At 63.9% G+C, this 25,989-nt stretch carries 18 protein-coding genes; 7 read left to right on the top strand and 11 right to left on the bottom strand.

Translation table 11 applies throughout. From position 1 onward, the window contains the following. Nucleotides 1–132: 132 nt before the first annotated feature. The 5 genes from XANALMUS060_RS05280 to XANALMUS060_RS05260 form a co-directional block, all read right to left on the bottom strand. On the bottom strand, nt 133–894 hold the full coding sequence (locus tag XANALMUS060_RS05280; RefSeq protein WP_045737482.1) for a TerC family protein: 762 nt from the start codon (nt 892–894) through the stop codon (nt 133–135). Between the two features lie 42 nt (nt 895–936). Further along, nucleotides 937–1,317, bottom strand: a complete 381-nt coding sequence (locus tag XANALMUS060_RS05275; RefSeq protein ID WP_045737481.1) for a diacylglycerol kinase — start codon at nt 1,315–1,317, stop codon at nt 937–939. A gap of 230 nt (nt 1,318–1,547) precedes the next feature. Further along, nucleotides 1,548–2,828, bottom strand: a complete 1,281-nt coding sequence (locus tag XANALMUS060_RS05270) for a HAMP domain-containing sensor histidine kinase (RefSeq protein WP_045737480.1) — start codon at nt 2,826–2,828, stop codon at nt 1,548–1,550. Nucleotides 2,829–2,936: 108 nt separating this feature from the next. After that, nucleotides 2,937–3,650 (bottom strand): response regulator transcription factor, encoded by a 714-nt coding sequence (locus XANALMUS060_RS05265; protein ID WP_012917243.1) that lies wholly within the window; start codon nt 3,648–3,650, stop codon nt 2,937–2,939. Nucleotides 3,651–3,745: 95 nt separating this feature from the next. Continuing rightward, nucleotides 3,746–4,369 carry an arylesterase gene (locus XANALMUS060_RS05260; protein WP_045737589.1) on the bottom strand — a complete coding sequence of 208 codons (624 nt, stop codon included), beginning with the start codon at nt 4,367–4,369 and terminating at the stop codon, nt 3,746–3,748. Nucleotides 4,370–4,533: 164 nt separating this feature from the next. Here XANALMUS060_RS05260 and XANALMUS060_RS05255 point away from each other — a divergent pair, with 164 nt between their 5' ends. Both XANALMUS060_RS05255 and XANALMUS060_RS05250 read left to right on the top strand, forming a co-directional pair. After that, nucleotides 4,534–5,136: an ATP-binding cassette domain-containing protein gene (locus XANALMUS060_RS05255; protein WP_045737588.1), complete on the top strand. Its 603-nt coding sequence runs from the start codon at nt 4,534–4,536 to the stop codon at nt 5,134–5,136. After that, nucleotides 5,133–7,616, top strand: a complete 2,484-nt coding sequence (locus XANALMUS060_RS05250; RefSeq protein WP_045737479.1) for an FtsX-like permease family protein — start codon at nt 5,133–5,135, stop codon at nt 7,614–7,616. The genes XANALMUS060_RS05255 and XANALMUS060_RS05250 overlap by 4 nt, the downstream gene beginning before the upstream one ends. Nucleotides 7,617–7,713: 97 nt before the next feature. Here XANALMUS060_RS05250 and XANALMUS060_RS05245 read toward each other — a convergent pair whose 3' ends face one another. Then, nucleotides 7,714–7,914 carry a hemin uptake protein HemP gene (locus XANALMUS060_RS05245; RefSeq protein ID WP_045728521.1) on the bottom strand — a complete coding sequence of 67 codons (201 nt, stop codon included), beginning with the start codon at nt 7,912–7,914 and terminating at the stop codon, nt 7,714–7,716. Nucleotides 7,915–8,090: 176 nt separating this feature from the next. Next, on the bottom strand, nt 8,091–9,104 hold the full coding sequence (locus XANALMUS060_RS05240; RefSeq protein ID WP_045737478.1) for an aldo/keto reductase: 1,014 nt from the start codon (nt 9,102–9,104) through the stop codon (nt 8,091–8,093). Nucleotides 9,105–9,297: 193 nt separating this feature from the next. On the opposite strand from XANALMUS060_RS05240, the gene XANALMUS060_RS05235 reads away from it, so the two are divergent. From XANALMUS060_RS05235 to dusB, 4 genes are all read left to right on the top strand, one after another. Beyond that, complete coding sequence (locus XANALMUS060_RS05235; protein ID WP_045737477.1) at nt 9,298–10,596, top strand: nucleoside transporter C-terminal domain-containing protein; 1,299 nt, start codon at nt 9,298–9,300, stop codon at nt 10,594–10,596. A 64-nt stretch (nt 10,597–10,660) separates the two neighbouring features. After that, nucleotides 10,661–11,614, top strand: a complete 954-nt coding sequence (locus XANALMUS060_RS05230) for a ribokinase (protein WP_045737476.1) — start codon at nt 10,661–10,663, stop codon at nt 11,612–11,614. Between the two features lie 741 nt (nt 11,615–12,355). Next, nucleotides 12,356–14,719: a glycoside hydrolase family 98 domain-containing protein gene (locus XANALMUS060_RS05225; protein WP_045737475.1), complete on the top strand. Its 2,364-nt coding sequence runs from the start codon at nt 12,356–12,358 to the stop codon at nt 14,717–14,719. A gap of 86 nt (nt 14,720–14,805) precedes the next feature. Further along, nucleotides 14,806–15,804, top strand: coding sequence for a tRNA dihydrouridine synthase DusB (dusB, locus tag XANALMUS060_RS05220; protein ID WP_045737474.1), 999 nt, complete (start codon nt 14,806–14,808; stop codon nt 15,802–15,804). A 110-nt stretch (nt 15,805–15,914) separates the two neighbouring features. Here the strand turns inward: dusB and XANALMUS060_RS05215 are convergent, their stop codons facing one another. Further along, entirely contained in the window at nt 15,915–16,718 is an 804-nt protein-coding gene (locus XANALMUS060_RS05215; protein WP_045737473.1) for a UDP-2,3-diacylglucosamine diphosphatase, read from the bottom strand. Nucleotides 16,719–17,069: 351 nt separating this feature from the next. On the opposite strand from XANALMUS060_RS05215, the gene metK reads away from it, so the two are divergent. Continuing rightward, a complete protein-coding gene (gene metK, locus XANALMUS060_RS05210; RefSeq protein WP_045737472.1) occupies nt 17,070–18,281 on the top strand; it encodes a methionine adenosyltransferase in 1,212 nt (403 codons plus the stop codon). 124 nt (nt 18,282–18,405) lie between these two features. Here metK and XANALMUS060_RS05205 read toward each other — a convergent pair whose 3' ends face one another. From XANALMUS060_RS05205 to ppc, 3 genes are all read right to left on the bottom strand, one after another. Then, entirely contained in the window at nt 18,406–19,650 is a 1,245-nt protein-coding gene (locus tag XANALMUS060_RS05205; protein WP_045737587.1) for a histidine-type phosphatase, read from the bottom strand. A gap of 333 nt (nt 19,651–19,983) precedes the next feature. Further along, nucleotides 19,984–22,767 carry a TonB-dependent receptor gene (locus XANALMUS060_RS05200; RefSeq protein WP_200894009.1) on the bottom strand — a complete coding sequence of 928 codons (2,784 nt, stop codon included), beginning with the start codon at nt 22,765–22,767 and terminating at the stop codon, nt 19,984–19,986. 330 nt (nt 22,768–23,097) lie between these two features. Further along, a complete protein-coding gene (gene ppc, locus XANALMUS060_RS05195) occupies nt 23,098–25,812 on the bottom strand; it encodes a phosphoenolpyruvate carboxylase (RefSeq protein ID WP_045737585.1) in 2,715 nt (904 codons plus the stop codon). Nucleotides 25,813–25,989: the final 177 nt, after the last annotated feature.

The following is a 25,989-nucleotide window of genomic DNA, read 5'->3' as shown; positions in this document are numbered from 1 at the left end:
ACCGACACCGCCCGACACCGCATCGCCATTGCCATTGCCATCGACACAGACCGCTTCATCTACGGGCAGGCCACAGCGCAGCCCTCACCAACCGCGACGCAGGCATCTCGCATCACTGCGATGCGCTGGGGTTTACCCAACTCGGCGCTTGTCGGCGCCCCGCACCGCGTGCGCGGCGGCGCGCCGACGCATCAGCAGATTCAACCATTCCACCAGCACGGAGAATCCCATCGCTGCGTAGATATAGGGCTTGGGTACGTGCACATCCAGGCCGTCCAGGATCAGCACCGCGCCGATCATCAGGATGAACGCCAACGCCAGCATCTTCACCGTCGGGTTGGCATCGATGAAACGGCCCAGCGGATTGGCCGCCAGCAGCATCACCGCTACCGCCAACAACACCGCAGCGATCATCACCGGAATGTGCTGCGCCATGCCCACGGCGGTAATCACCGAATCCAGCGAGAACACGATGTCGATCACCGCAATCTGCGCGATCACCATCCAGAACACGGTCGAAGCCTTGCCGGTGCCGGGATCAGCCTCCTCCTCGCCACCGGCAATCAGCTCGCGGATCTCCATCGTTCCTTTCACCAGCAGGAACAGGCCACCAACGATCAAGACCAGATCGCGGATCGAAATGCCCATGCCGGCAACGCTGAACAACTCGCCCTGCATCCGCGCCAGGAACGCCAACGACACCAGCAACGCGATACGGGTCAGGCACGCCAAGGCGATGCCGAACCTGCGCGCGCCAGGACGCTGCGCCTGCGGCAACTTGCCCACCGCAATGGAGATGAACACCAGGTTGTCGATGCCCAGCACGATTTCCAACGCGCTCAACGTCAATAGCGTCACCCAGGTGTTGGGGTCGGCGAGGAATTCAAGGGCCATGCGGGCACATCCTTCTTTGACGATGTAAAAGACCGAGAAGAGTCACAGCATGCGCGGCAACAGGATCAACCCCCAGCACAGCAACGCATTGCCCAACATCAAAAATACCGCCGCCGACCCCATGTCCTTGGCCCGACCGGCCAGTTCGTGATGTTCCGGGCCGTAGCGCTCGATCACCGCCTCGATCGCGGAATTGAGCAACTCCAACGCCAGCACCAGCAGCAGCGAGCCGATCATCAAGATCTGCTGCACCGGCCCCTGCCCCAACCACAGCGCCAGTGGCACCAGCAGCACGCACAAACACACTTCCAGACGAAACGAGGACTCGTGCAGCCAAGCCGCACGCAAGCCCTGCAACGACCAGCGCGCGGCCATCAGCATGCGCCGTGGTCCACGCGGCAGGTGACCGAATTGGTCGGCCATGGCTCAGCCCAACCCTGCGCGATACAGATGCGACAACGAAGGCCGAGGAAGAACGGTCATGAGCAAGTGCGAAGCCGGGTATGCGCGGATTTTGCCACAAGCCGCGTGCCTGCGCCGAGCGGATGGTGGATTTCCCAGGCCTACCGCAGCACGATCTTGCGTTGGCGAATACGCGACGGTTGATCGCGTGCCATCCGCGCTGCAACCGTAGCGGCAGTCGGACGCTGCGCTCACTTGGCCGGATCGAAACACACCGTGGCGGTAATGCCACCGCCCTCGGCACTTTCCAGCCCGATCCGCCAGCCAAAGCGATTGCACAACCGATGCACAATCGACAAGCCAAGCCCAGTTCCCTGTGGGCGATCCGACTCGGCACGAAAGAACGGCTCGAAGGCACGCTGCAAGGCGTCGTCGGACATGCCGATGCCGGTATCGCGGATGCTGATCCGGTCGACTGCGACCTCGACCTCGACACGACCCGCATCGGTATAACTGCAAGCGTTGCGCAACAGGTTGCTCATAACCACGTGCAACACCCTTGGCGGGGCATGCAAGCGTACAGGAGCAAGCACACGCACGCTCAGTGCGACAGGCTTGCCGGCCAGCAACTCGCGCGCATTCTCCAGCTCGTACTCGAGCACGTCGGCAACCTCGAAGGTCTCGCTCTGCGGCACGACATCCGCTTCGCGCGCCAGGATCAAAAATGAATCGATCACCGCTTCCATGTCGCGCCCAGCACGCTGGATGCGTTGCAAGCTGCGGTTCAAGCGTGGCGGCAGGTCGGGATCGGTCATCGCGATGTCGGTGGCGACGCGGATCACCGTCAGCGGCGTGCGTAATTCGTGGCTCGCATCGCGGGTGAAGTTGTGCTCGCGCACGACATGCTCCGTGACACGTTGCGCCAGCGCATGCAGCGCCAGGGCCAATTGCCGCGACTCGCCCTGTACCTCGGCCGGCAGATTTTCCGGCGCCAACTCGGCGGCGACCGGGCAGCGCGGATCCCAATGCGAGACATGACGCGCCAGCCAGATCACCGGCGACAGCAGACGCTGGGAAGCACGCCGTGTCAACCAAGCGACCAGCAACATCGCGATCAGAATCAACACCACCGGCACGACGCCGAACCAGAACATGAGCCGTTGCACCTGCGCAGGCATGAACACCAGATACAGGCGTCCGGCCGGGGTCTGGTCGACCAACACAATTTCACCGCCAAGATGATCGGCGTGCATGCCAGGCGCCAAGGTACGCAAGCTGGCCGGCACACCAAGATCCGACTGCCCGCTCGGCACCAGATAACCACGCAGGCTGTAGCTGTTCGGCGGTGGCTGTTGCGGCTGTTGCGCGCGCAATTGCCAGTAGTGACGTGCTTCCTCGTGCAGGATCGAGCCGACTAACGAATGCTGCACAATCGCCACCAGCAGATAACCGGCGAGCACAAGGAAACAGCCCACGAACAGGACGCGGGCGATCAGAGGCAAACGGAATTTACGCGACAAATTGTGCGGCATTGCAGCGTCCATGATCGTTGCCGCGATTATAAAAACAGTGATCGTGAGTCCTTCGTGCAAGCGTCCCCATTCACTGGGGGCGCTTGCACGCCACGATCGGCACCAGCCTCAACTCATCGGCTGGGCGATGTCGGCGATGCGGTAGCCCGCACTCTGCACGGTGTGCAGCAGCGGACGGTCGAACGGCTTGTCGATGATCTTGCGCAGGTTGTACAGATGGCTGCGCAGCGTGTCCGAATCGGGCAGACCATTGCCCCAGATCTCGCGCTCGATCTCCTGGCGGGTGACGACACGCGGCGATTCGCGCATCAAAATCGTCAGCAGGCGCAGGCCGATCGGCGACAACTGCAATTCGCTACCAGCGCGGGTGGCGCGCATGCTCACCGGATCCAGCACCAGATCGGCCACTTTCAACACTTCCGCACCAACCTGACGACGCTCGCGACGAATCAACGCGCGCAAACGCGCTTCCAGTTCCTGGATGGCGAATGGCTTGGTCAGGTAATCGTCTGCACCGAAGCCAAGACCGGTCAGCTTATCGTCGAGCGTATCGCGCGCGGTCAGCATCAGCACCGGGGTGGACTTGCGCGCATCGTTGCGCAAACGGCGGCAGACCTCGATGCCGTCCAGACGCGGCAGCATCAGATCCAGCACGACCACGTCGTAGCTGTTCTCCGCCGCAAGGCGGTAGCCGTCCAACCCATCGCAGGCGTAATCCACTTCGAATCCACGCCCTTCCAAATACTCACCGATCATCTCGGAAATATTGCGGTTATCCTCAACGACCAGCACCAGCCCGGATGTTTCCTTGTTCTGACGCATGACCCTATCCCCCATTCTTCAGCTTTGTGAAACATGATCGATGCGGAGTAGTGACAGCGTGAAGATCGTTGCAATTCATTCGGAATTAAAAAAATCTACTTCTCAATCAATGGCTTGAGTTGAGGCCATATATTGTCCAGCAGCTTCGACTGGGCGGCGGCGGTGGGGTGCAGGCCATCGTCCTGCATCAACGCCGGATGCAGCGCCACGCCCTCCAGCAGGAACGGCAACAGCCCGGTACGGTACTGTGCGGCCAGATCGGCGTAGACGGCGCGCAGCCGCTGGCGATACGCCGGTCCATAGTTCGGCGGCATATCGATGCCCAACAACAAGACCTTCGCGCCGGCCCGACGGCTCAACACGATCATCTGCTCCAAGTTGGCGCGTAATTCTGCGGGCGCGAGGCCGCGCAGCGCGTCGTTGCCACCGAGTTCGATGACCACCACCGAGGGCTTATGCTTCTGCAGCAAGGACGGCAATCTGGTCAACGCCCCCGCGGAGGTCTCACCACTGATACTGGCATTGACCACCGCCGGCGGTGTGCGTCGTTGCTGGTGCAAGCGCTTGTCCAGCAGCGCCACCCAACCGGACTCGACCGGAATATTGTGCGCGGCACTGAGGCTATCGCCGAGCACCAGCACCGGCCCCGTGGCATCTTTGGCACAGGCGACGATGGGTAGCAGCACACACCATGCCAGCAATAGCCAGGCGCAACGCATCCAGGCCAATCTACTTTTCGTCGCATCGCCACGCATCATCCGGAGATTCCCTCATCGACAGTCAGCCTCGCACTCCCCGCACCGGCATCGCCATCGACGTGCGCGATATCGGCAAATCCGTCAGCGGACCGGAGGGGACGGTCCACATTCTCGACAAGGTCGGATTGACCATCGGTGAAGGCGACAGTGTCGCTATCGTCGGTGCGTCCGGCTCCGGCAAGACAACCTTGCTCGGCCTGCTCGCCGGCCTGGACCTGCCGACCCGTGGCGAAATCCTGCTGGCCGGGCACTCGCTCAACGCGCTGGACGAGGAAGCGCGGGCAGCGCTGCGCGCACGCATGGTTGGTTTCGTGTTTCAGAGTTTCCACCTGCTACCGTCGCTGACGGCGGCGGAAAATGTCGCGCTGCCGCTGGAACTGGCCGGACGCGAGGAGCCGGCGCGGGTCCGCGAGGTGCTGGAGGCGGTGGGCCTGAGCGCACGCGCCAAACACTATCCACGGCAGTTGTCCGGCGGCGAGCAGCAGCGTGTGGCGCTGGCGCGCGCGTTCGTGGCACGGCCACGGATTTTGTTCGCCGACGAACCCACCGGCAGCCTGGACCAAGCCACCGGGCAGCAGATCAGCGACCTGCTGTTCGCACTCAATGCCAGCAGCGACACCACCCTGGTGCTAGTCACCCACGACCTGCGCCTGGCGCAACGCTGTGCGCACCGCTACCGGCTCGACGGCGGCCGCCTGCGCGGCGCAGACACGGCGTCCGGCACATGAACCTGCTGCGCCATGCCGCACGCGCCCTGCGCCGCGAAGTGTTCGCCGGCGACCTGCTGACCGTGTTCGCCGCCCTGGTGCTGGGCGTGGCGGTGATGACTGCGGTCGGCACGCTGGTCGACCGCGTCACCCTGGCGCTGACCGCCAGCGCGGCGGAGGTGATCGGCGGCGATCTCGGGGTCAGCGGACGCCAGGAGATTCCCGCCGCTTTCGCCCAAGAAGCCCAGCGCCGCGGCCTGCGCAGCACGCGGGTGGTCAGCTTCCCGAGCGTGCTATTCCATGGCGACGCCAGCCAGATGGCCACCATCAAGGCGGTGAGCGACGGTTATCCATTACGCGGTGAACTGCGGGTGGCGCGCGATCGCGCCAGTGCCGATAGCGAAACCGCCGGACCGCCTCCGCGCGGCCAGGCCTATGCCGATCCGCGCCTGCTCGATGCACTGGGCCTGCGGCTCGGAGAGACGCTGGAATTGGGTGCGGACAGCGTGCGCGTCACCCGGGTCCTGCGCGCCGAACCGGACACCTCCGGCGAGTTGATGCAACTCTCGCCACCACTGCTGGTGAACCGTGCCGACATCGACGCCGCCGGCCTGCTCGGCCCCGGCAGCCGCGCTTCTTATCGGTTGATGTTTATCGGCGCTGCGCAGAAGATCGCCGCCCTGCGTGCATGGCTGACACCGCGTGCCAAGGCATTGCGTTTGATCGGGATCGAAGACAGCCAGCGCGGCATCCGCGGCACCTTCGACCGTGCCGGACGCTTCCTCGCGCTGACAGCCTTGCTGGCAGTCCTCCTGGCCGGCGTCGCCACGGCGCTGGCGGCCAACCGTTTCGCCATGCAGCGCATCGACAGCGTGGCGATACTGCGCTGCCTGGGCGCGCGCCAGCGCGATATCCTCGGTGCATTGGCGCTGCAATTGCTGCTGCTGGCGATTCCGGCCTGCGCGCTCGGCATTGCGCTTGGCATGCTGACACAATTCGGTTTGGTCGCCGCACTGGGCAGCCTGATTCCCGACCGACTACCGCTGCCGCAGGCTGCACCGGCATTGAGCGGCGCCGGCATCGGCCTGCTGTTGTTGCTCGGCTTCGGCCTGCCGCCACTATTGCGCCTACGCGGCGTGCCGCCGATGCGCGTGCTCAACCGTAGCTTCGCCGCCCTCCCGCCGACCTCACTGCTGGTCTATACCGCCGCGCTGATCGCCACCGTGGTGCTGGCGGTCTACGCCACTGGCGACGGCGTGCTGGCGGCGTGGGTCCTGGGCGGACTGAGCCTGTTGGCGATGTTCGCTGCCTTGATCGGCAGCGTGCTGCTGATGTTGCTGCGGCGATTGCAGTGGCGTCTGCGCGGCCCCTGGAAACTGGGTCTGGCGGCGCTGACCCGGCGCCGTGCGCTGAGCGTGGTGCAATTGGTGGGCCTGTCGTTGTCGTTGTGCGCCTTGCTGTTGCTGGCGGTGATCGGACCTGGCCTGCTCGTGCAATGGCGTGAGCGCTTGCCGGCGGACACACCGAATTATTTCCTGATGAACATCCAGCCCGGACAAGTCGGCCCGGTGCTCGCCACCTTGCGCGGACTCGGCGTCGCCGATCCGACGGCCGAGCCACTGAGCACCGGCAAACTGGTGGCAATCAACGGCAGGCCGCCCCAACGTCACACGCAAGGACCAGACGACGATGGCGACGCAGCCGACCGTCCGATCAACTTCTCCTGGCGGCACCGCTTTCCACCCGCCAATCGTTTATTGTCCGGTCGTTTCTGGAGCGCGAGCAGCACGGCGGCCGAGGCATCGGTGGAAGAGGCCTGGGCGCGGCGCTACAACCTGCGACTCGGCGATCGCATCACCCTGTTGCTCGGCGAGCAGCAGCGTAGCTTCACCGTGACCAGCGTGCGCAAGGCCGACTGGGATTCGTTCCGAGCCAACTTCTTCCTGCTGCTCAACGCCGGTGCGGTGCAGGATGCGCCGTACAACCTGATCAGCGCGTTTCATTTGCCACACACCTCCACCGTTAAACTGAGCGTCCTCAGCCGCACGTATCCGAACGTGTCGCTGCTGGACATCGATGCAATTTTGCAACGCGTGCGGGAGGTCATCGACCGCGTGGCGCAGGCGGTGCAACTGGTCATGGGTTTCAGCCTGGTGGCCGGTGCCTTGGTGCTACTGGCGGCATTGCAGGCGACCGCTGGCGAGCGCCGCTACGACAGCGCGGTATTGCGCACGCTGGGCGCACGCCGTGGGCAACTGCGTGGCGCGGTCCTGGTGGAATTCGGAGCACTCGGCCTGCTCGCCGCGCTGCTCGCGGCCAGTGCGGCGGCACTCATCGGCGTGGTGGTCGCCAAGCAAGCCTTCGACCTGACCCTGACACCTCCATGGCCAGCGCTATTGCTCGGTGGCGTTGGCGGCGTCGGATTGAGCGTACTGGCCGGCTGGTCGGGGACGCGGCGCATCCTGCGCACGCCGCCGGCGTTGGCACTGCGCGAGCCGTGAACGCGACCGGCACCGATAGTGTGGGTGCTGAATTCCAAGTTCGGTCTGCAACAGGTCGATGCCGGAACTGATGTCGCGTAGCGCAGCCGGACAGACATCACTTGGTGAGAATGAGTTTGTCGTTACTTGTATGACGCAGACGATAGAGCCGGTCACCATGCTGGATCAAGACCTCACGACGGCCGTTGAGCAACGACTGACTCGTGACAGGTGCGTCGACCGGCAGCGCGCGCGACAACACACGTTCAGGCAGGCTCAGGATCTCGGGACGACGTAGCAAAACGGTTTGAGCGGTCATGGTCGAACTCCTTCCACAGGGCGCACTCAATAATAATGATTCTCAGTTATTTATCAAGAATGATTCTCATCAAAATGATTCAAATTCAAGATCGAATCTTTAACTTTGAAAGTCAAGACAAATCGAGGTGCCGCCGTTGACCCGTGGACAGGCGCAAGGCGGCCCCATGCCCATGCTCACTCCACGGCAGCTTCGACCCTGTCCCACAGCGCCTTATCCTCGCGTCCGGCCCACTCCAGCGCGCTGAGATTTTCCAGCAATTGCGCGACCCGGCTAGCGCCGAGGATCACCGTGGACACCTGCGGGTGACGCAAGCACCAGGCAATCGCCAACACCGCCGGGGCCACGCCCTCGGCCGCGGCCAGCGCGGTGAAGGCGCGCGCGCGCGCGACCCGGCGCTGCGCTGGCGGCCCGATCACTTCCTCCTGTAACCAGGCGTTGCGCTCCTGTCCCAACCGCGAGGCCGGATCGATCCCGTCGTTGTACTTGCCTGTCAGCAACCCCGAGGCCAACGGCGACCAGATCGTGGTGCCCAAACCAAGCTCTGCATAGAGCGGGGCGTATTCCTGTTCCACACGCTGACGCTCTGCATAGAGCGGGGCGTATTCCTGTTCCACACGCTGACGATGCAACAGGTTGTACTGCGGCTGCTCCATCGACGGCCCGTGCAGGCCGAGCGCACGCGCCACCTGCGCCGCTTCGCGAATACGCTCGGCCGGCCATTCGGACGTGCCCCAATACAAGATCTTGCCCTGCCGGATCAACGCGTCCATCGCGCGTACGGTTTCCTCGACCGGGGTGTCCGGATCGGGGCGGTGACAGTAGTACAAATCCAGATACTCCACCCGCAGACGCTTAAGTGCTGCATGGCAGGCATCGGTGATGTGCTTGCGCGACAAGCCGCGTTGCGTCGGACGCGGCGCCTCGACTGCGCCGAAATAGACCTTGCTGGACACACAGTAGCCATCGCGCGGCAGGCGTAGGTCGGCGATCACATCGCCCATCACCTGTTCGGCGCGACCGTGCGCGTAGATCTCGGCGTTATCGAAAAAATTGATCCCGTGATCCCAGGCGGCGGCGATCAGATTACGCGCTTCGTCGCGACCTGCCTCTGCGCCAAAGTTGATCCAGGCACCGAACGACAACGCCGACAATTGCAACCCAGTGGTACCAAGGCGACGGTAGAGCATGGCAATTCCTCCTACGATATCGGCCCATTACACGGCCGGTGGACGGTTGCACAGTCTAGAGCGATCGACATCGAAGTGAGTGCGAAGCCAGTTGGAGTGCGTTGCAAAAAAGCCTGCGCGGAAAACAACGCGCCTTGCCGCATGTGCCACCCTGCACTAGGCTTCCCTCCTTTGCGCGGGCCAGGAGAGGCAAATGGTCGAAGGTTTGGGAAGGATCGGCTTCGGCCTGTTCGGACTGGCGGTGCTGATCGCAATCACCTGGCTATTCTCCAACAACCGCCGCGCGGTGGACTGGAAGCTGGTGACGACCGGCTTGCTCCTGCAGATCGGCTTCGCGGCATTGGTGCTGCTGGTGCCCGGCGGGCGCGACGTGTTCGACTGGTTGGGTCGGGGATTCGTGAAGGTGCTGAGCTTCGTCAACGATGGCTCCAGCTTCATCTTCGGCACACTGATGGATAGCAAAACCTACGGCTTCATCTTCGCTTTCCAAGTGCTGCCGCCCATCATCTTTTTCTCCGCGTTGATGGGCGTGCTGTACCACCTCGACGTGATGCAAACGGTGGTCAGGCTGATGGCCTGGGCGATCACCAAAGTGATGCGCGTGTCCGGCGCGGAAACCACCAGCGTCTGCGCCAGCGTCTTCATCGGCCAGACCGAGGCACCACTGACAGTACGCCCGTACATCGGGAAGATGACCGAATCGGAACTGCTGACGATGATGATCGGCGGCATGGCGCACATCGCCGGTGGTGTATTGGCCGCCTACGTGGGCATGCTCGGCGGCGGCGACCCGCTCGAACAGGCGTTCTACGCCAAGCACCTGCTGGCGGCGAGCATCATGGCCGCGCCGGCCACGCTGGTCGTCGCCAAAGTGCTGATCCCGGAAACGGCGACACCGCTGACCCACGGCACGGTCAAGATAGAGGTGGAGAAAACCACCAGCAACGTGATCGACGCCGCCGCCGTCGGTGCCGGCGACGGCTTGCGCTTGGCGCTGAACATCGGTGCGATGCTGCTGGCCTTCATCGCATTGATCGCACTGGTCAATGCGCCGCTGACCTGGTTCGGCGACATCACCGGACTGGCCAGGACAATCGGCCACCCCACCGACCTGGCGACCCTCTTCGGCTACGTGCTGGCACCCATCGCCTGGGTGATCGGCACGCCGTGGACGGATGCGACCACGGTCGGTTCGCTGATCGGGCAGAAGGTGGTCATCAACGAATTCGTGGCCTACACGCAATTGTCCAAGATCGTGACAGGCCAAATCCCCGGCACACATCTGAGCGAAGAAGGCCGGCTGATCGCGACCTACGCGCTGTGCGGGTTCGCCAACTTCAGCTCCATTGCGATCCAGATCGGTGGCATTGGCGGCCTGGCCCCCGAACGCCGCCACGATCTGGCACGCTTCGGCCTGCGCGCGGTACTCGGCGGCTCGGTTGCCACCTTCATGACCGCCACCATCGCCGGCGTGCTGTCGCACTTTGCTTGAGCCGGATCCACGCACCACACACCCCGTTCTTTATTCCAGTTCCAATCGAGAAACAGCCATGTCTATGCGTTCGGTCATCGTCGTCGGTTCATTCAATGTTGACCATGTGTGGCGCTGCGACAGCCTGCCGGCGCCAGGCGCGACCATCACCGGCCGCTACAGCACCGGCCCCGGCGGCAAAGGTTTCAATCAGGCAGTCGCCGCGGCCCGTGCCGGCGCGCACACCCGTTTTGTCTGCGCACTGGGCGATGACGCCGGCGGTGCGATGGCCCGCGCACTGGCCGCACAAGACGATATCGCCCTGATCGCCGAAGTCAGCAGCGAGCCGACCGGCACCGGCGGCATCTACGTCGATGGGCACGGCCACAACACCATCGTTGTCGGCCCTGGCGCCAACGCCGCGTTGCGACTGGAATTCGTGCACGCACAGCGCGCGCTGCTGGGATCGGCGCGCGTGCTGCTGGCGCAACTGGAATCGCCCATCGAAACCATCGCAGGCACCCTGGCCCTGGCACGCGAGGCCGGTCTGACCACGGTGCTCAACGCCGCACCCGCAAATGCGCAGACCAGTATCGCCTTGCTCAATCTGGCCGACGTTCTCACCCCCAACGAAACCGAGTTCGCCGCCCTGCTTGCGCGTCACGTCGGCGAACGCGTGGACGCCGACGCCATCGCCGCCACCGACGGCGGCAGCTTGCACGCACTGTGCCGCAAACTGCTGCCGGACGGCACCGTGGTGGTGACCTTGGGCGCAGTCGGCACCTTCATCTCGCACCCCGAGGAACACCTGCGCGGCGACACCCAGGCCTATTACCGCATCGGTGCCGAAGCCGCGCACACCGTCGATACCACCGGTGCCGGCGACGCATTCAACGGGGCTCTCGCCGCCTCGCTGGCGTTGGTGCCTCACGTCGCTTTCGCCACCCATGTGCGCTTCGCCAACCACTACGCGGCCCGCTCGACCGAGGCGGCGGGTGCCTCGGCATCCATGCCGCACATCACGCCGGACCTCGGCTGACCCATCGCAAACGGCAACTTCGACCAAGCAGTGGACAGCTGCGAAAGCGCCTGGACACCGCGCCCGACCCAGGACCACCACGACTTGCCTGACATGGCGCATCGGCCTGGACACATCCGGCATGCGCGGATGCGCCACGATGAACGCAAATCGCAATCGCGCGACCACGCAGCATCAGTCGGTTTTGTCGCCATGGCGATCATTGAAGATGTTGCCAAAATCGCGCGGCTCGCCAATGCCATGTTGGCAACACACGACAGTGGCTTGAACGAGCAATGCCGATGGAACGCCTTTCGGAAGCATGTCCCGAAGGAGCGATACAACGCGTGCTGTGGATAGCGCGAAGCGGCGAAATCACGTAACGGCGCAATGGGGATGCGACAGACCGCTGTATCGAACGCGGGCTCCGGCAGGCGTGGGACGTTGACCGATTGCCTCGACACATCCACGCATGACCCGACAACAGTCACCGCCACGCTTGCACGTCATGTGTTCGTCATACATCTGGCGAACTGCAAGGCGACAACGCCGTCAGCACCATCCTGCGATCAGCCGACATGCGGCACTTTTTGTGGTCATCTGAGTAAGCACAGGTGTACAACGTGTCAACGTTCCCAGTTGCAGCCGCGCTTGCTTGCTAGGCTATTAGCGCGCTGCGCAAATGCCCCGTCGCGTCACAGAATGCGACCGCTTTGGGTGTATTGGCTAGGCCACCTTTCTCTCCGCAGACGGACACCACCGATGAAGATGCCACGAGAGTTGCATAAATGCGCGCTGCCGTGCGTATTACTGAGCATGCTGTTGAGCGCATGCGGCGGCGATGAAAACACACATAGCACCGCCGATACCCCACAGCAAACAACGGCGGCAACGCCCACCGTGTGGTCGACGACTACACGCACACCGGCTGCGGCAACCGTGCCGCGCCAGGTCACCAGCCAGACCAATAACAGCACTGCACTGCGCCGGCCGCTCTCGCCAAGCCAGCCGATGTTCCTGATCCATGCCGATACATGGAACGCCGCCGACCCGCAGAAAATCATCGACCTGATCCCCGCCGATGTGCGCCCGTACACCGTGCTGCTGATTTCCCTGTCCATCTACCATAAAGGTGCCACCGGCAACCAATGCAACTGGCTACAGGTGGAGAACGGCATCGAGACCGCGCGTTCCTGGATCAAAACCGCCGCGGCCAATGGCGTGTGGGCGATGATCCAGCCATCCAGCGGTGGCTTCAGCCATTTCCCCGACTATCCAGCGGATGCGGACCTGGAATCCACCATCTACGGCGAGTTCTTCCGCGATTATCCGAATTTCATCGGCTTCAACTATGCCGAGCAATTCTGGGGATTCGATCAACCATGTTCCGGCTCGGCCATCCAACGCTGGGAGCACTGGGCGAACCTGCTCAAGCTCACCAATAAATACGGCGGCTATCTGGCGGTGAGCTTCACCGGTGGATTCTGGGGTGCGAACATCAATCCGCTGGCCATGGTCAAGCGCGACCAGACCCTGCGCAATGCGTTGAGCAACTACTCGCAGAACTTCATCATCGAAGAAAAATTCACCACCGATTACGGTTATCACGATATCGAGAGCGTGAGCCTGGGCATGTTCCTATCAGGCTTCGCCGGCCATTATGGCATTCGGCCTGATCGCAGCGGCTGGTACGACAGCAAAGGCGACGACAGCGACAACTATCCCGTGCAGGCCGGTTCACCGCACCTGATCGAACACCTGACATTCACCGGCGAGACCGTGTTCGATGGTCCCGAGCAAATCAGATTGGATGCGGTGCATAACCTGCCGAATGCGACCACCGCCGACGGCTACACCAGCCGACGCTGGGAATTCTATCCGCATTACCGAAATATCCATCTGGACATCTATCGCAAGATCCTCGACGGCACGCTGCGCATCCTCAGCCGTCAGGAAGTGATCGACCGCTCCAAAGTCGTGATCGTCAACGACACCACCAACGGCGACGACAGGAACCTGTATTCCTCGCCCGAGTCGCTGTTCACCGGGCTGTACCTGCTCGATGACGATGGCACCTATTTGAACCAACACAGTTGGTACAAGAAAACCGGACGCTATCCGGCCATTCCCACTGTCTGGCAATTGACCGACGACACCGCCAAATCGTTCAAAGTACAGATCCCCAAAACCACCTACGCAACACGGTGGCCGACTCTCAACGACAAGCTCAACGAACTCAACACGCTGTTCCCGCAGGAATACACCGGCACCCTCTACGCCGGGCGGCAAGACAACACCTGGATCACCTACAACCCGTTCAAGACCAACCAGAGCGCGAGCGGCACCATCCCACTGAAATACAACAGCTGCGCCACGCTCAACCTGACCTATGGCCCCTATACCAGCGGCGTGATCAAGGAATTCCCGCAGACGCTGTCGATCTACCTCACCAACTTCGACTCCCCCAACGGCGCGTTGAAAACGGACACGATCGATATCGAAGGCGCCATCACCACGCCAACCTTCACCTTTGCTGATCGCGGCGATCACCAGGCCAGCATCGTCACCAGCACCGCGACAGCCAACGGACTGACACTAAACGTGGCACACAACGGCCCCCTGGATATCACCGTGCAATGCACCGGCAGCGCCAACGCGGGCCAGACAGCGCCGGCGATCACCCCCTTGCAGCCACCGGATGCGCCGCCCGCCTACACCGGCGTGCAGCAATACGAGGCGGAGAACTTCGATTTCCGCAACATCCGCAATCTGGTCGCCTACGGGGTGTCGGGACCGATACGCAACTACCAGGCGCTGGGCTATGTCGACTTCGGCAGTAATCCCGCTGCCAGCATCCGCACCAACGTCAACGTCCCCAGCGCCGGTACGTATCAATTGCAAACGCGGTATTCGACCGCCGGCGCAAGCATCGGCACCGTGGACCTGTACATCAACGGCGTCAACGTCGGCACGCCGGCATTCGCGCAGACCACCTCGGCCAGCGACTGGGCCACGCTGCAACAACCTGTGACATTGAACGCCGGCAGTAACCGCGTCGAGTTCCGCGCCAAGGCGGCGGCGCCGGCATCGCTGTACCTGGACAACATCCGCCTTTCCTCCCAGTAAGGGCAGGCCGCGCGCCAGCCTGCTCGGGAGTCAGCGCTGGCGCGGCCACAAGGGCATCTGCGTGGCCGCCCCGCTACACTAGGCGCATGCGCATCGGCCCCTACACCATCGACCCCAAGGTGATCCTGGCGCCGATGGCCGGAGTCACCGACAAGCCGTTCCGGCTATTGTGCAAACGCCTGGGGGCCGGTCTGGCGGTGTCGGAGATGACCCTCTCCGACCCGCGTTTCTGGCAGACCCGCAAATCGCTGCAACGCATGGACCACGCTGACGAACCGGACCCGATCAGCGTGCAGATCGCCGGCACGCAACCGCAGCAATTGGCGGACGCGGCGCGCTACAACGCCGACCATGGCGCGCAACTGATCGACATCAACATGGGCTGCCCGGCGAAGAAAGTGTGCAACGCCTGGGCCGGCTCGGCGCTGATGCGCGACGAAGCACTGGTGGCACGCATTCTCGACGCGGTGGTGAAAGCATCGCCCGTACCGGTGACGTTGAAGATCCGCACCGGCTGGGACAGCGACCACCGCAACGGACCGAGCATCGCCCGAATTGCCGAAGACTGCGGCATCGCCGCACTGGCCGTACACGGGCGTACCCGCGATCAGCACTACAGCGGCCAGGCCGAGTACGCGACGATCGCGCAGATCAAGGCGATGCTGCGCATTCCGGTGATCGCCAACGGCGACATCGATTCACCGCACAAAGCCGCGCAGGTGCTGGCGGCGACCGGCGCCGATGCGGTGATGATCGGCCGTGCCGCGCAAGGCCGCCCGTGGATCTTCGGCGAGATCGCACATTACCTGGCCCATGGCGAAATGCGTCCAACGCCATCGCTGGCATTCGTGCGCGACACGTTGCTCGATCATTTGCACGCGCTGTACGCGTTCTACGGTGAAGCGCAAGGCGTGCGCATCGCGCGCAAGCATCTGGGCTGGTACGCCAAGGACCGGCCGGAGAACGCCGCCTTCCGCGCCGTGGTCAACCGTGCAGAAAGCGTGCAAGCGCAATTGGCGCTGACCGCCGATTATTTCGATGCGTTAATCGCCGGCATATCGCCAACGCTATCCAGCGCGGCTTGAACAACAGCGGCTTGAACAACACCCGCCGGGAACACCGCATGTGCGCGTCCCACCGCGCACGGCAGCACGACGGCGAGCGCGAACCGACATCAGCGACAACCGACTTCGCGCTAGGCCGCCTGCGATAGCGACAGCGCGCGCGGCGGCAGGGTCTGCAGCACCTCCCCGGTATGCGAGAGCAATTGCAAACGGCCCTGATGGTCTTCGCTGAGCGCGGTGAGGCTCTCGACCCAGTCGCCATCGTTGGCGTACACCAGCCCATCGCGCTCGAACAAACCGGCGCGATGCACATGACCACAGATCACCCCATCCAGGCCACGGCGGCGCGCATCGTCCAGGCCCGCGCTGACAAAGCGCTCGATATAGCGCTCGGCGGCACTGCTCTGCCGCTTCAGATAATCGGCCAACGACCAGTAGCGCATGCCGAAGCGACGGCGCACGCGGTTAGTCAATTGGTTGCCGGTGAGAATGCGGTAGTACAGCCAATCGCCGAACTTTTCCTGCAAACCACCGAACTGGGTCATGGCATCGTAATCGTCGCCATGCACCACCAATAGCCTGCGTCCGTCGGCGGTCGCATGCACCGCACGTCGGCGGACCTGCATGGTCGGCAGCGCCAAACCGCAGAAGCGACGGATCGGACGGTCGTGATTGCCGGGCACGTAGATCAATTCGGTGCCACTGCGCGCCAGCGCATGCAGCGCATCCACCACGCGCTGATGGCCCGCGCCCCAGACCGCACGCCGCTGCGCCATCCACCAAAAATCGACGATATCGCCAACCAGATACACCTGATTGCAACGCAGGCCGCCGAGAAAATCGGCAAGTTCGCTGGCATGGCAGTGCGGCGCGCCGAGATGCACGTCGGAGACGAACACCGCGCGCCGTGGTGACAGGCGACTGATCGCATTCATGCGACCCCTCCTGCTTCACCACGGGGACGCTCTCGGCAGGGCGCGCCACTTGCGGCGGATGTGCGCTGGAATCGCCTCTGCGGCTGCGTCCGGCCGCAGCCAAGACGGGAGAAGCATTTCTGAACACTGCGTTCCAATCGGAGCACAGCACGTCCCCATTGCTGACTGACGCATAGCTTGGACGCCGACAACGACAACGTTCTTGCAATCCGGCTACGGCACGATGACGCCCCCACGCGCCCCACGAACGGTTAACCCCGCACAACATCGAGCGCGACGCAATGCACGATTGCGCACGCAGGTGTATCATGAATCTCCATCTTTTCATCCGAATGCAAGGATATAGCCGCGATGTCCAGCTATCTCTTCACCTCCGAGTCGGTCTCCGAAGGCCACCCGGACAAGATCGCCGACCAGATCTCCGATGCCGTGCTCGACGCGATCCTGACCCAGGACAAGCGCGCGCGCGTGGCTTGCGAAACGTTGGTCAAGACCGGCGTGGCCATCGTCGCCGGCGAGATCACCACCAGCGCCTGGATCGATCTGGAAGCGGTCACGCGCAAGGTGATCCTGGATATCGGCTACAACAGCTCGCAGGTCGGCTTCGACGGCGAGACCTGCGGCGTGCTCAACCTGATCGGCAAGCAGTCACCGGACATCAACCAGGGCGTGGATCGCAAGAAGCCGGAAGAACAAGGCGCCGGCGACCAGGGCCTGATGTTCGGCTACGCCACCCGCGAGACCGAGAGCTTCATGCCGGCCGCCATTCACCTCTCCCATCGTCTGGTCGAGCAACAGGCCAAGGTGCGCAAGAAGAAGAATTCGCCGCTGGCGTGGCTGCGCCCGGACGCCAAGAGCCAGGTGACCCTGCGCTATGAAAACGGCGTGGCGGCGGCGATCGACGCGGTGGTGCTGTCCACCCAGCACGATCCGGAGATCAAGCAGAAACACCTGATCGAAGCCGTGCGCGAGGAAATCCTCAAGCCAGTGCTGCCGGCCAAGTGGCTGCACAAGGACACCAAGTTCCACATCAACCCGACCGGCAAGTTCGTGATCGGCGGGCCGGTGGGCGACTGCGGCCTGACCGGACGCAAGATCATCGTCGACACCTACGGCGGCTGGGCGCGCCACGGCGGCGGTGCGTTCTCGGGCAAGGATCCGTCCAAGGTCGACCGCTCGGCGGCCTATGCCGCGCGCTACGTGGCCAAGAACGTCGTGGCCGCTGGCCTGGCCGACCGCTGCGAAGTCCAGGTGTCCTACGCCATCGGCGTGGCCGAGCCGACGTCGATCTCGGTCACCACCTTCGGCACCGGCAAGATCGCCGACGACAAGATCGAGAAGTTGATCCGCAAGCACTTCGATCTGCGTCCATTCGGCATCATCAAGATGCTCGACCTGATCCACCCGATGTATCAGCAGACCGCTTCCTACGGCCATTTCGGCCGCACCCCGAAGGCCTTCAGCTACACCGACGGCACCGGCGCCCAGCACCATGCCACGGCGTTCTCGTGGGAGAAGACCGACCGCGCCGAGGCGCTGCGGGCGGACGCCAAGCTGAAGTAAGTCGGCGACTCCACGTCTGCACGAAGAACGGGCCGCAATGCGGCCCGTTTTTTATTTCCTGCATTCGGTAACCCAAACGCGTCGGACAGATGAAGCGTGTGGCGGCGCCTGCGCTCGCCTCGGCTCAACCGCGGCGCTGTAGCGCTTGCTTCAACAGCGCCTGGAACTGCGGCAATGGGCACAGGCCAGTCGCGGGATCACTGCAACCGGGCACCTGCAAGGTCTGCAACAACGGCGGTGCGCGCAAGCTCAGCGGAGTCAATGCACGCAGTTGGTCCAGCGACTGCGCCTGGTAACGCACACGCACGTAATGCTGACCGCTGCGCAGGTCGCGCAGTTGCTCCAACACCAAGGCTCCGCCTGGCGGCGCATCGTCGCGACCATAGCCGGGCAGATGGAAATGCAGATCGAGCAAGCCGCTGAGCGCGGCGATATGCGTATCGCTGGCGACCAGCACGCTCACCCGTGGCGCGTCAGCCACACCCAGCGTGTCCAGTACGCGGCGCGCCAGGGGTGCGCCAGCGCGCGCGGCCATGTACTGCGGACGCGCATAGATCTCGAACAACAACGCGTGCAACCGCGACACCATGCCCAGACGCTCAAGCGTGGCGCGGCCCCAGCCGACCTGATCCAGCGGCAAGCCCTCGGTGTATTGCAGGATGAACACCTCGGCGGTGCCCGAGGTCAGGTCCAACGGTCCGTGCAAGGCAAGGCTGCGTCCGTTGCGACCCGGCGTCAGCGACGACGGCATGTGGGCAAAGTCGCACGCCTGCGTGCAGCCGAGAATCTGCTGCATGGTTTGCAGCTCTTTCGCATACGGTGCCAACAGCGCACCCGGACCACCGGTCTGGCGCTGGATCGACGCCACGGCGGCGGCGGCGTCGAAGTCCACCGCACCGGCCTCGACCGGACGGAACAGCGGATCGTCACTACCCTCGGCTTGGTGCCCCACCTGCAACTTGCACCCTGGTGCCAACGCCTCGGCCAGAATCTGCGCGCTGGCAATCGTGCGTTGATCGGTATTGGCGTAGACGCTGACCGCAGACTGCGCCGGGCAGCCATGTGCGGGCAGGACAGCATCGCGCAATAACCATTGCCGGGTGTAGTCGCCGCTGAGTTTCACTGCCGCACGCCCATGCGCACTGAGCAGACTCGGCGGTGTCGTCCACACCGGCCATGGCTGCGGCGCCAACGCGGCGGCGGCCGCCTCGCCCGGCAGTGGTGCGCGCACGCCGTGGCGAAACAGCATCCACACCTGCTCCACCTGCAACTTAGGCGCAGGCGCCACCTTCGCTGCAGGTCGCGCCTGCGCGGCCAACGCCGCCGCAATCAAGACGCTCCACACCATCCAGCGCATGCTTGTGTTCATCGTCATTTCCAAAAAGAAAAAAAGAGCCGCTCACGACAAGCCAACGCGACCGCCAGCGGTGATCCGGTCGCAACGCGATCCTGCCGCGATAACGAACTAATCGCTGCAGCCACCATCGCACCTGCGCGGTGGGCGGCAGTCGATCATGATGATGCGATCCGAGCCGTTGCAATCGGTCCAAGCGCAACGTCCGCATCGGTGCGGTGAACGTGCGCACCGAACTCGGCACGCACGCCACCATCAGCCGTCACACGACGCAGCAACGCCACCCTCCCCAGCGCGACCTTGGGCCGCGCTGGAGGCGATGCTGTCCTGCGTCCGCGAGCCGCCTGCTCAGAACGTGTACTTCACAGTTAGCAACGTGGTGCGTCCGGCATCGACGATGTCGGAGATCGCGGTGCTGTTGTGCCCCACGTGCGCCCAGTAGCTCAAGCGATTGGTCAGGTTAGCCACCGACAGGTCGGCGCGCAGGTGTTCGTTGACCATGTAGCCCACATGCAGGTCGACGCGGGTGATCGGCTTGACCCACAGATCGTCCCAACTCGCGCCACGGTTGAAGTAGTCGTACACCGACACGTACTCGCCGGAGTAGTGGTACGCCAAGTTCACCGACAGCGGACCCTTCTCGTAGAACAGTTCGGCGTTGGCCATCAGGTTCGGCGCGTTCTGGATCCGCTCGTCGCGGAAGCCGTCCATGCCCAGATCGACGCGGGTGGTCTGACGGGTGACGTTGGCACCGATGCCGAAACCGTCCAGCGGTGCCGGCAGGCCTTGCAACGTCTGCCGCACCGCTGCCTCGACACCGAGCACCTTGCCGTCGCCACCGTTCTGCGGACGCACGTAGCGCACCCCTGCAGCGTCAGTGGTGGTGCCTGCATTGGCCGCGTTCGAACCGTTCTCGTAGATGTAGTCGGTCAGGTGCTTGTAGTAACCGGCCAACATCGCGTGACCGCCATGGCCGTTGTCCCACTCGCCGGACAGATCGACATTGACCGCCTTGATCGGCTTGAGATCGGGATTGCCCTCGGTGATAACCGTGGTGCCGTCGCTGGACACATCGTAGCTCGCGCCGCCGCCGAGCTGCACGAACGCCGGCCGCGTGTAGCTGGTCCACACCGAGGCGCGATACACCGCATTGCCGTCACCCGGACGGTAGTTCAAGAACACGCTGGGCAACGGCATGTTGTAGGTGGTGCGGTTGTTGCTGAAGAAGCCAGGCAACTCGTTACCTTGACTGTCCTGCGGCATGGTCCAGAAGGTGTTGCGGATGCGGGTCTGCTCGAAACGCACGCCCGGAATCACTTCCAGGTCGCCGGTCTTGAACGTGGCCATCGCATACGCCGCGGCCACCGCTTCGGTGCCGCGCATGGTCGCGCAGTTCTGGTTGTTGATCGCCAGGCTGCCGCAGGTGTCGAAGCTGGCCGGGGTCAGGTGCTGAGCGATCATCGCCTTCAATCCGGCGTTGCTGAGCTTGACTGTCGGCAGGTCGTACTTGCCCGGATACACCGCATCGTATTGACCGACCACCAGCCCGGTATCGCGCAGCAACGTGCCATCGGTGAACTTGGCGTTGGTCCAGTCGCGCGAGGTGAATTCGCGCGAACTATCGATGTACTTGACGCCGAACTGGATATTGTTCAACGCACCGCCATCGACGTCGTAGCGCACGTCGAACTTGGCCCCACCCTTGTGCTGACCGCTGTAGGACTTGCTCAACTGACCGTAACGGCGCGCGTACAAGCTGCCGATGTCGCTGGCCTGGGCCTGGATCGCCGGGGTCAGCAGCGGCCGTGGGAAGCCTTCGCCGTCATAGCCGGAAAAGCTATTGGCGCCGTAAGGGAACTGCGTGGAGGTGTACTGGTCCACACGCGCGGAGATTTCGACGTGGTCCGGACGATCGTTATCGCCGTAGCCGTAGAACAGATTCGGCGACAGCGTCCATTGCCCCAACTGCTTGTCGGCGCCGAACTGGAAGGTAGCCAGGTCCGCCACTTCCGGGTTGGTTTCGTACCAGTAGCGCACCGCCACGCGGTTGATCTGCGGCTGGTACACGCCAGTGGAGCCGATCTGGGTCAGGCTGACGTTGGCCGGAACCATCTGGGTGTAGCCGGTGTTCTGCTCGGTCTTGGCGTAGGCATAGGTGGTGCGTGCATATAGCTGCAAGCTCGGATCGACATGCCAGTCGAAGGAGACGTTGCCACCATAGCGCTTGGTATCGCCAGCGGAGTAGCCGATGTTGGCACCCGTGGCCATCAGCAGGTCTTGCGGGTTGTAACCCGGCGCCGGACTGCCATCGGCGGTGGTGCGGGAGAAATACTTGCCTCTCCAGTCGCCACGCGCAGCGGCGGCGTTGGCCACTTCGCTGTTCACGTAATGGCGCTCGTCGTAGTAGGCGCTGGCATACACGCCGAACTGGTGATCGGCACCGAACTTGGCATGGAATTCGCCAGCCGCGCCCTTGCCCAGACCGCTCTCGTCGTAGTCGCGCGCACGGCTTTCCACGCGCCCGGTGGCGGTGACGCTGCCGCCGATCGCGTCGCTGTAGTCGAAGCCGCTGGGAGTGCGGTAATCGATGGTGCCACCGATCGCATCGCCGTCCATCGCGGCGGTGGAGGTCTTGTTCAACACGATGGTCTGCAAACCCGACGGCGGCAGCAGGCTCAACTGCACGCTGCGGCTATACGGCATGCCCTGGGCGACGTTGACGCCGTTGATCAGGTTGACGTTGTACTCGGCATTGAGGCCACGCACCGAGGCGAACATGCCCTCGCCGCGCGCGGCGCCGTCCACGCCGCCGAAATACGACTGCCCGGTATTGACCACGTTGACGCCCGGCAACAGGCCCAGCGCCTCGGCAATGTTGTGGACGGCGGTGTACTTGAGGTCTTCGGCCGAGAGCACGTTGGCGGTGTTGGTCGCCGCCATCTGCATGTCTGCGGCGTTATAGCGGGTCACCGCGACGGTCATCTTGTCCAGGGTCGTTGCACTGGCATTGGGGGCAGCGGCCTGCGTCTGCTGCGCGTCCTGCGCCTGCGCCAATGCCATCGGCGCGACGCCAATCAACACGGCGGCGATCGCCACAGACAGGCGTTTTTGGAGATGAATCGAGTGGGACATGAAGAATACCGGACATAGGCCAGACCAGCGGAAGTCGTCCGCAGACCGAGCATGGAAGGAAGAGGCACCGCGACCTTGGTAACGGCGGCGCGCATTCTTCGCTGGAAGCACTACGTCTTCGTGACAACGCTATAATTCCGTTAAAAATGCAGTTTTATGCACTAATTTCGCTTAAAATCGCACATAAGTCTATAAATGTAGACGGAAACCGCGCCATGCATCACCCTGCCTCGCACAGTCGTTGGGTACGGACAACCTGCCGATGACAGCGACGTCGTGGAGCAGCGAGCGGCCGCCCGCGCGGCGACGCGACACGCCCGCGCGCGAAGCTCAGCCGGTGTTCTGCAAGCCCTGGGCAACGCCGTTGACACACGCCACCAGGGCGCGCAGCAGCTCCTCGTCCTCGCCGTCGGTGGCACGCCAACGTTGCAGCAAGTCCACCTGCAGCACGCTGATCGGATCGATGTAGGGATTGCGCAGGCGGATCGATAGTGCCAGGCGCGGGTCGTGTTGCAACAGCGACGCCTGCCCGGTCAATGCTTTCACCCAATGTTTGGTCAACGCCAATTCGTCGCGGATGCGCGGAAAGAAGCGCGCGTGCAGCGGCCCGGCCAAGCGCGAGAACATGTCGGCGATGTTGAGGTCGCCCTTGGACAGGACCATCGCGATGTCATCGAGAAAGGTGCGGAAAAACGGCCAGTCGACGGCCATCGCGCGCAGTGCGGCTTCGTGCCCAGCCTCCACTGCGGCCTGCAGCCCGCTGCCGACGCCATACCAGCCCGGGATCACCGCGCGCGCCTGGCTCCAGGCGAACACCCACGGGATCGCGCGCAGATTGGACAGCGCCGCATCCTGACCGAGCCGCCGCGATGGACGCGACCCCAGGGTCATCCGTTCGATCACGTCGATCGGCGTCGCCAAACGGAAATAGCGCATGAACTCGGGGTCGCCGACAAAGTGGCGGTAAGCCTGGCTGCTGTGCTCGGCCACCGTCTCCATCACCGGACGCCACTGCGCTTCGCGCGCATCGACCGGGCGCGGGCGCAGGCTCGACAGCAGCACCGCGCCCGTCATCTGTTCCAGCGAACGCAGCGCCAGCGCACGGATGCCATATTTGCGGTGGATCACTTCGCCCTGCTCGGTCACCCGCAGTCGTCCATCGACACTACCGGGCGGCGCCGCCTCCAGCGCCCGCGTGGTCTTGCCGCCACCGCGCACGATCGAGCCACCACGACCATGGAAGAACGTCAGGCGGATCCCCAGTTCGGCGGCGGCCTCCAACAATTCCATCTGCGCGCGCTGCAGGCCCCAGCGCGAGGCGGCGATGCCGCCGTCCTTGCCACTGTCGGAGTATCCGAGCATCACCATCTGCACGTCGCCGCGCGCATCCAGGTGACGGCGGTAGACCGGATCGGCGAGCAGGTCGCGCAAGGTCGCGGTGCCGCCGCGCAGATCGTCCACAGTTTCGAACAACGGCACGATATCCAGCGGCACCGCGCCTGCCGCGTCGACCAGACCGCCACGACGCGCCAGCGCCAGCACGGTCAGCACGTCGGCGCGGTCGTGCGCCATCGAGATGATGTAGCTGCCCAGCGCGTCGGCACCGTGACGCGCACGCGCATCGGCGAGCGCGGCAAACACCGCGTCCAAGCGCGCGTTGCCGGCATCGGCGCAGGCCGGCAACGCGGCCTCGCCCCCCGCGTAGGGACCGAGCAGGCGCGCACGTTCGGCGGCCGGCAACGCCTCCCACTCCTGCATTCCCAACGCGGCGGCCACCGCACGCGCATGCACGCTGGATTCCTGACGCACGTCAAGGCGCGCCAAGTGGAAGCCGAAACTGCGCACACGCCACAGTAAGCGTCGCACCGCGAACCAACCCGCGTGCAGGCCCTTGTTCGCGCGCAGGCTGTCCAGGATCAACTGCAGGTCGTGTTCCAGTTCGCTGGGCGCGGCGTAGCCGCCCGGCGCATCGTCGAGCGTGGCGCGCAGCCGTGCCCGCATCAAGTCGTTGAGCAAGCGATAGGGCATGTCCGCATGACGTGGGCGCGAACGGGCGGCGGCCTGCGGCAGCAGTTGGCGGTAACGTTCGAGTTGCTCCAGCAATGGCGCGCTGACCCCGACCAGGATGATCGACTGACTGAGCAGGCTGGCAAGTTGCCGAAGTTCTTTGAGGTAGCGCTCCAGCACCGCGCGGCGCTGCGCATCGAGGGTGGCGGTGATGGTGGTCGCGTCGACGTTGGGGTTGCCGTCCATGTCGCCGCCGACCCAGGTACCGAAGCGCAGCAGACGCGGCAGTTGCAAGGCCTCGCCATAGGTCTGCTCGATTGCGTGCTCCAGGGTTTCATACATCACCGGAATCACCCGGTACAGCACCTGGGTCAGGTAGAAACCGACATGCTCGCGTTCGTCTTCCACGGTCGGCCGCACCGGCGAGGAGTCCGCGGTTTGCCACGCGGAGGTCAGCGCCATGCGCAAACGCGCAGCATCGGTGGCACGTTCGCCCGGCGTGCGCATGCCGTCGAGGTGATCGACCAGGCTGGCCACCATCAACTGCTCTTTCTCCAACAGCGCACGGCGGACGGCTTCGGTCGGATGCGCGGTGAACACCGGCTCCACATCCAGACGCGGCAGCCAATCGCCCAGTTCCTGCAAGCTCACGCCTTGCGCCTTGAGCCGAAGCAGGGCGTCTTGCAGGCCATCGGGCTGCGGCGTATCGACGCTGCTGCGTTGATAGTCGCGGCGGCGGCGGATGCGGTGTACCCGTTCGGCGATGTTGACGACCTGAAAATAGGTACTGAAGGCCCGTACCAGCGCTTCGGCCTCACGCGGTGTGCGCCCGGAGAGGGATTCGCTGAGCAAGGACGCGGGCGCGTCACGTTCGCGGCGCGCAATCGCCGCAGTGCGGATGCGTTCGACCTCGTCGAGGAAGTCGCCGGACACCTGTTCAGCGAGCAATTCGCCGACCAGGGCGCCAAGGTGGCGCACGTCGTCGCGTAGGGGAAGATCGGGCGTGGCGAAGACGATGTTGCTGCGGGACTCGTTCATCGGAAAACGCATGGCTCGGCGTGGGGGCGTGGCAAGCCTAACCGAAAACGATTACACGCCCTGTCAGCGAGCATAACGGTTGCAAAGCGAACAATTGCATCGGCATGTGGCAATGCCTGCGACGCCGTCACCGGCGCGACAGTCGCCGCCATGCGCGGCCGATGGCGGGATCGGCAT

The sequence above is a fragment of the Xanthomonas sp. MUS 060 genome (assembly GCF_000963215.1).
GTDB lineage: Bacteria > Pseudomonadota > Gammaproteobacteria > Xanthomonadales > Xanthomonadaceae > Xanthomonas_A.
The sequence above is the reverse complement of the archived record's forward strand: the minus strand, read 5'-3'. Positions and strand labels throughout refer to the sequence as shown.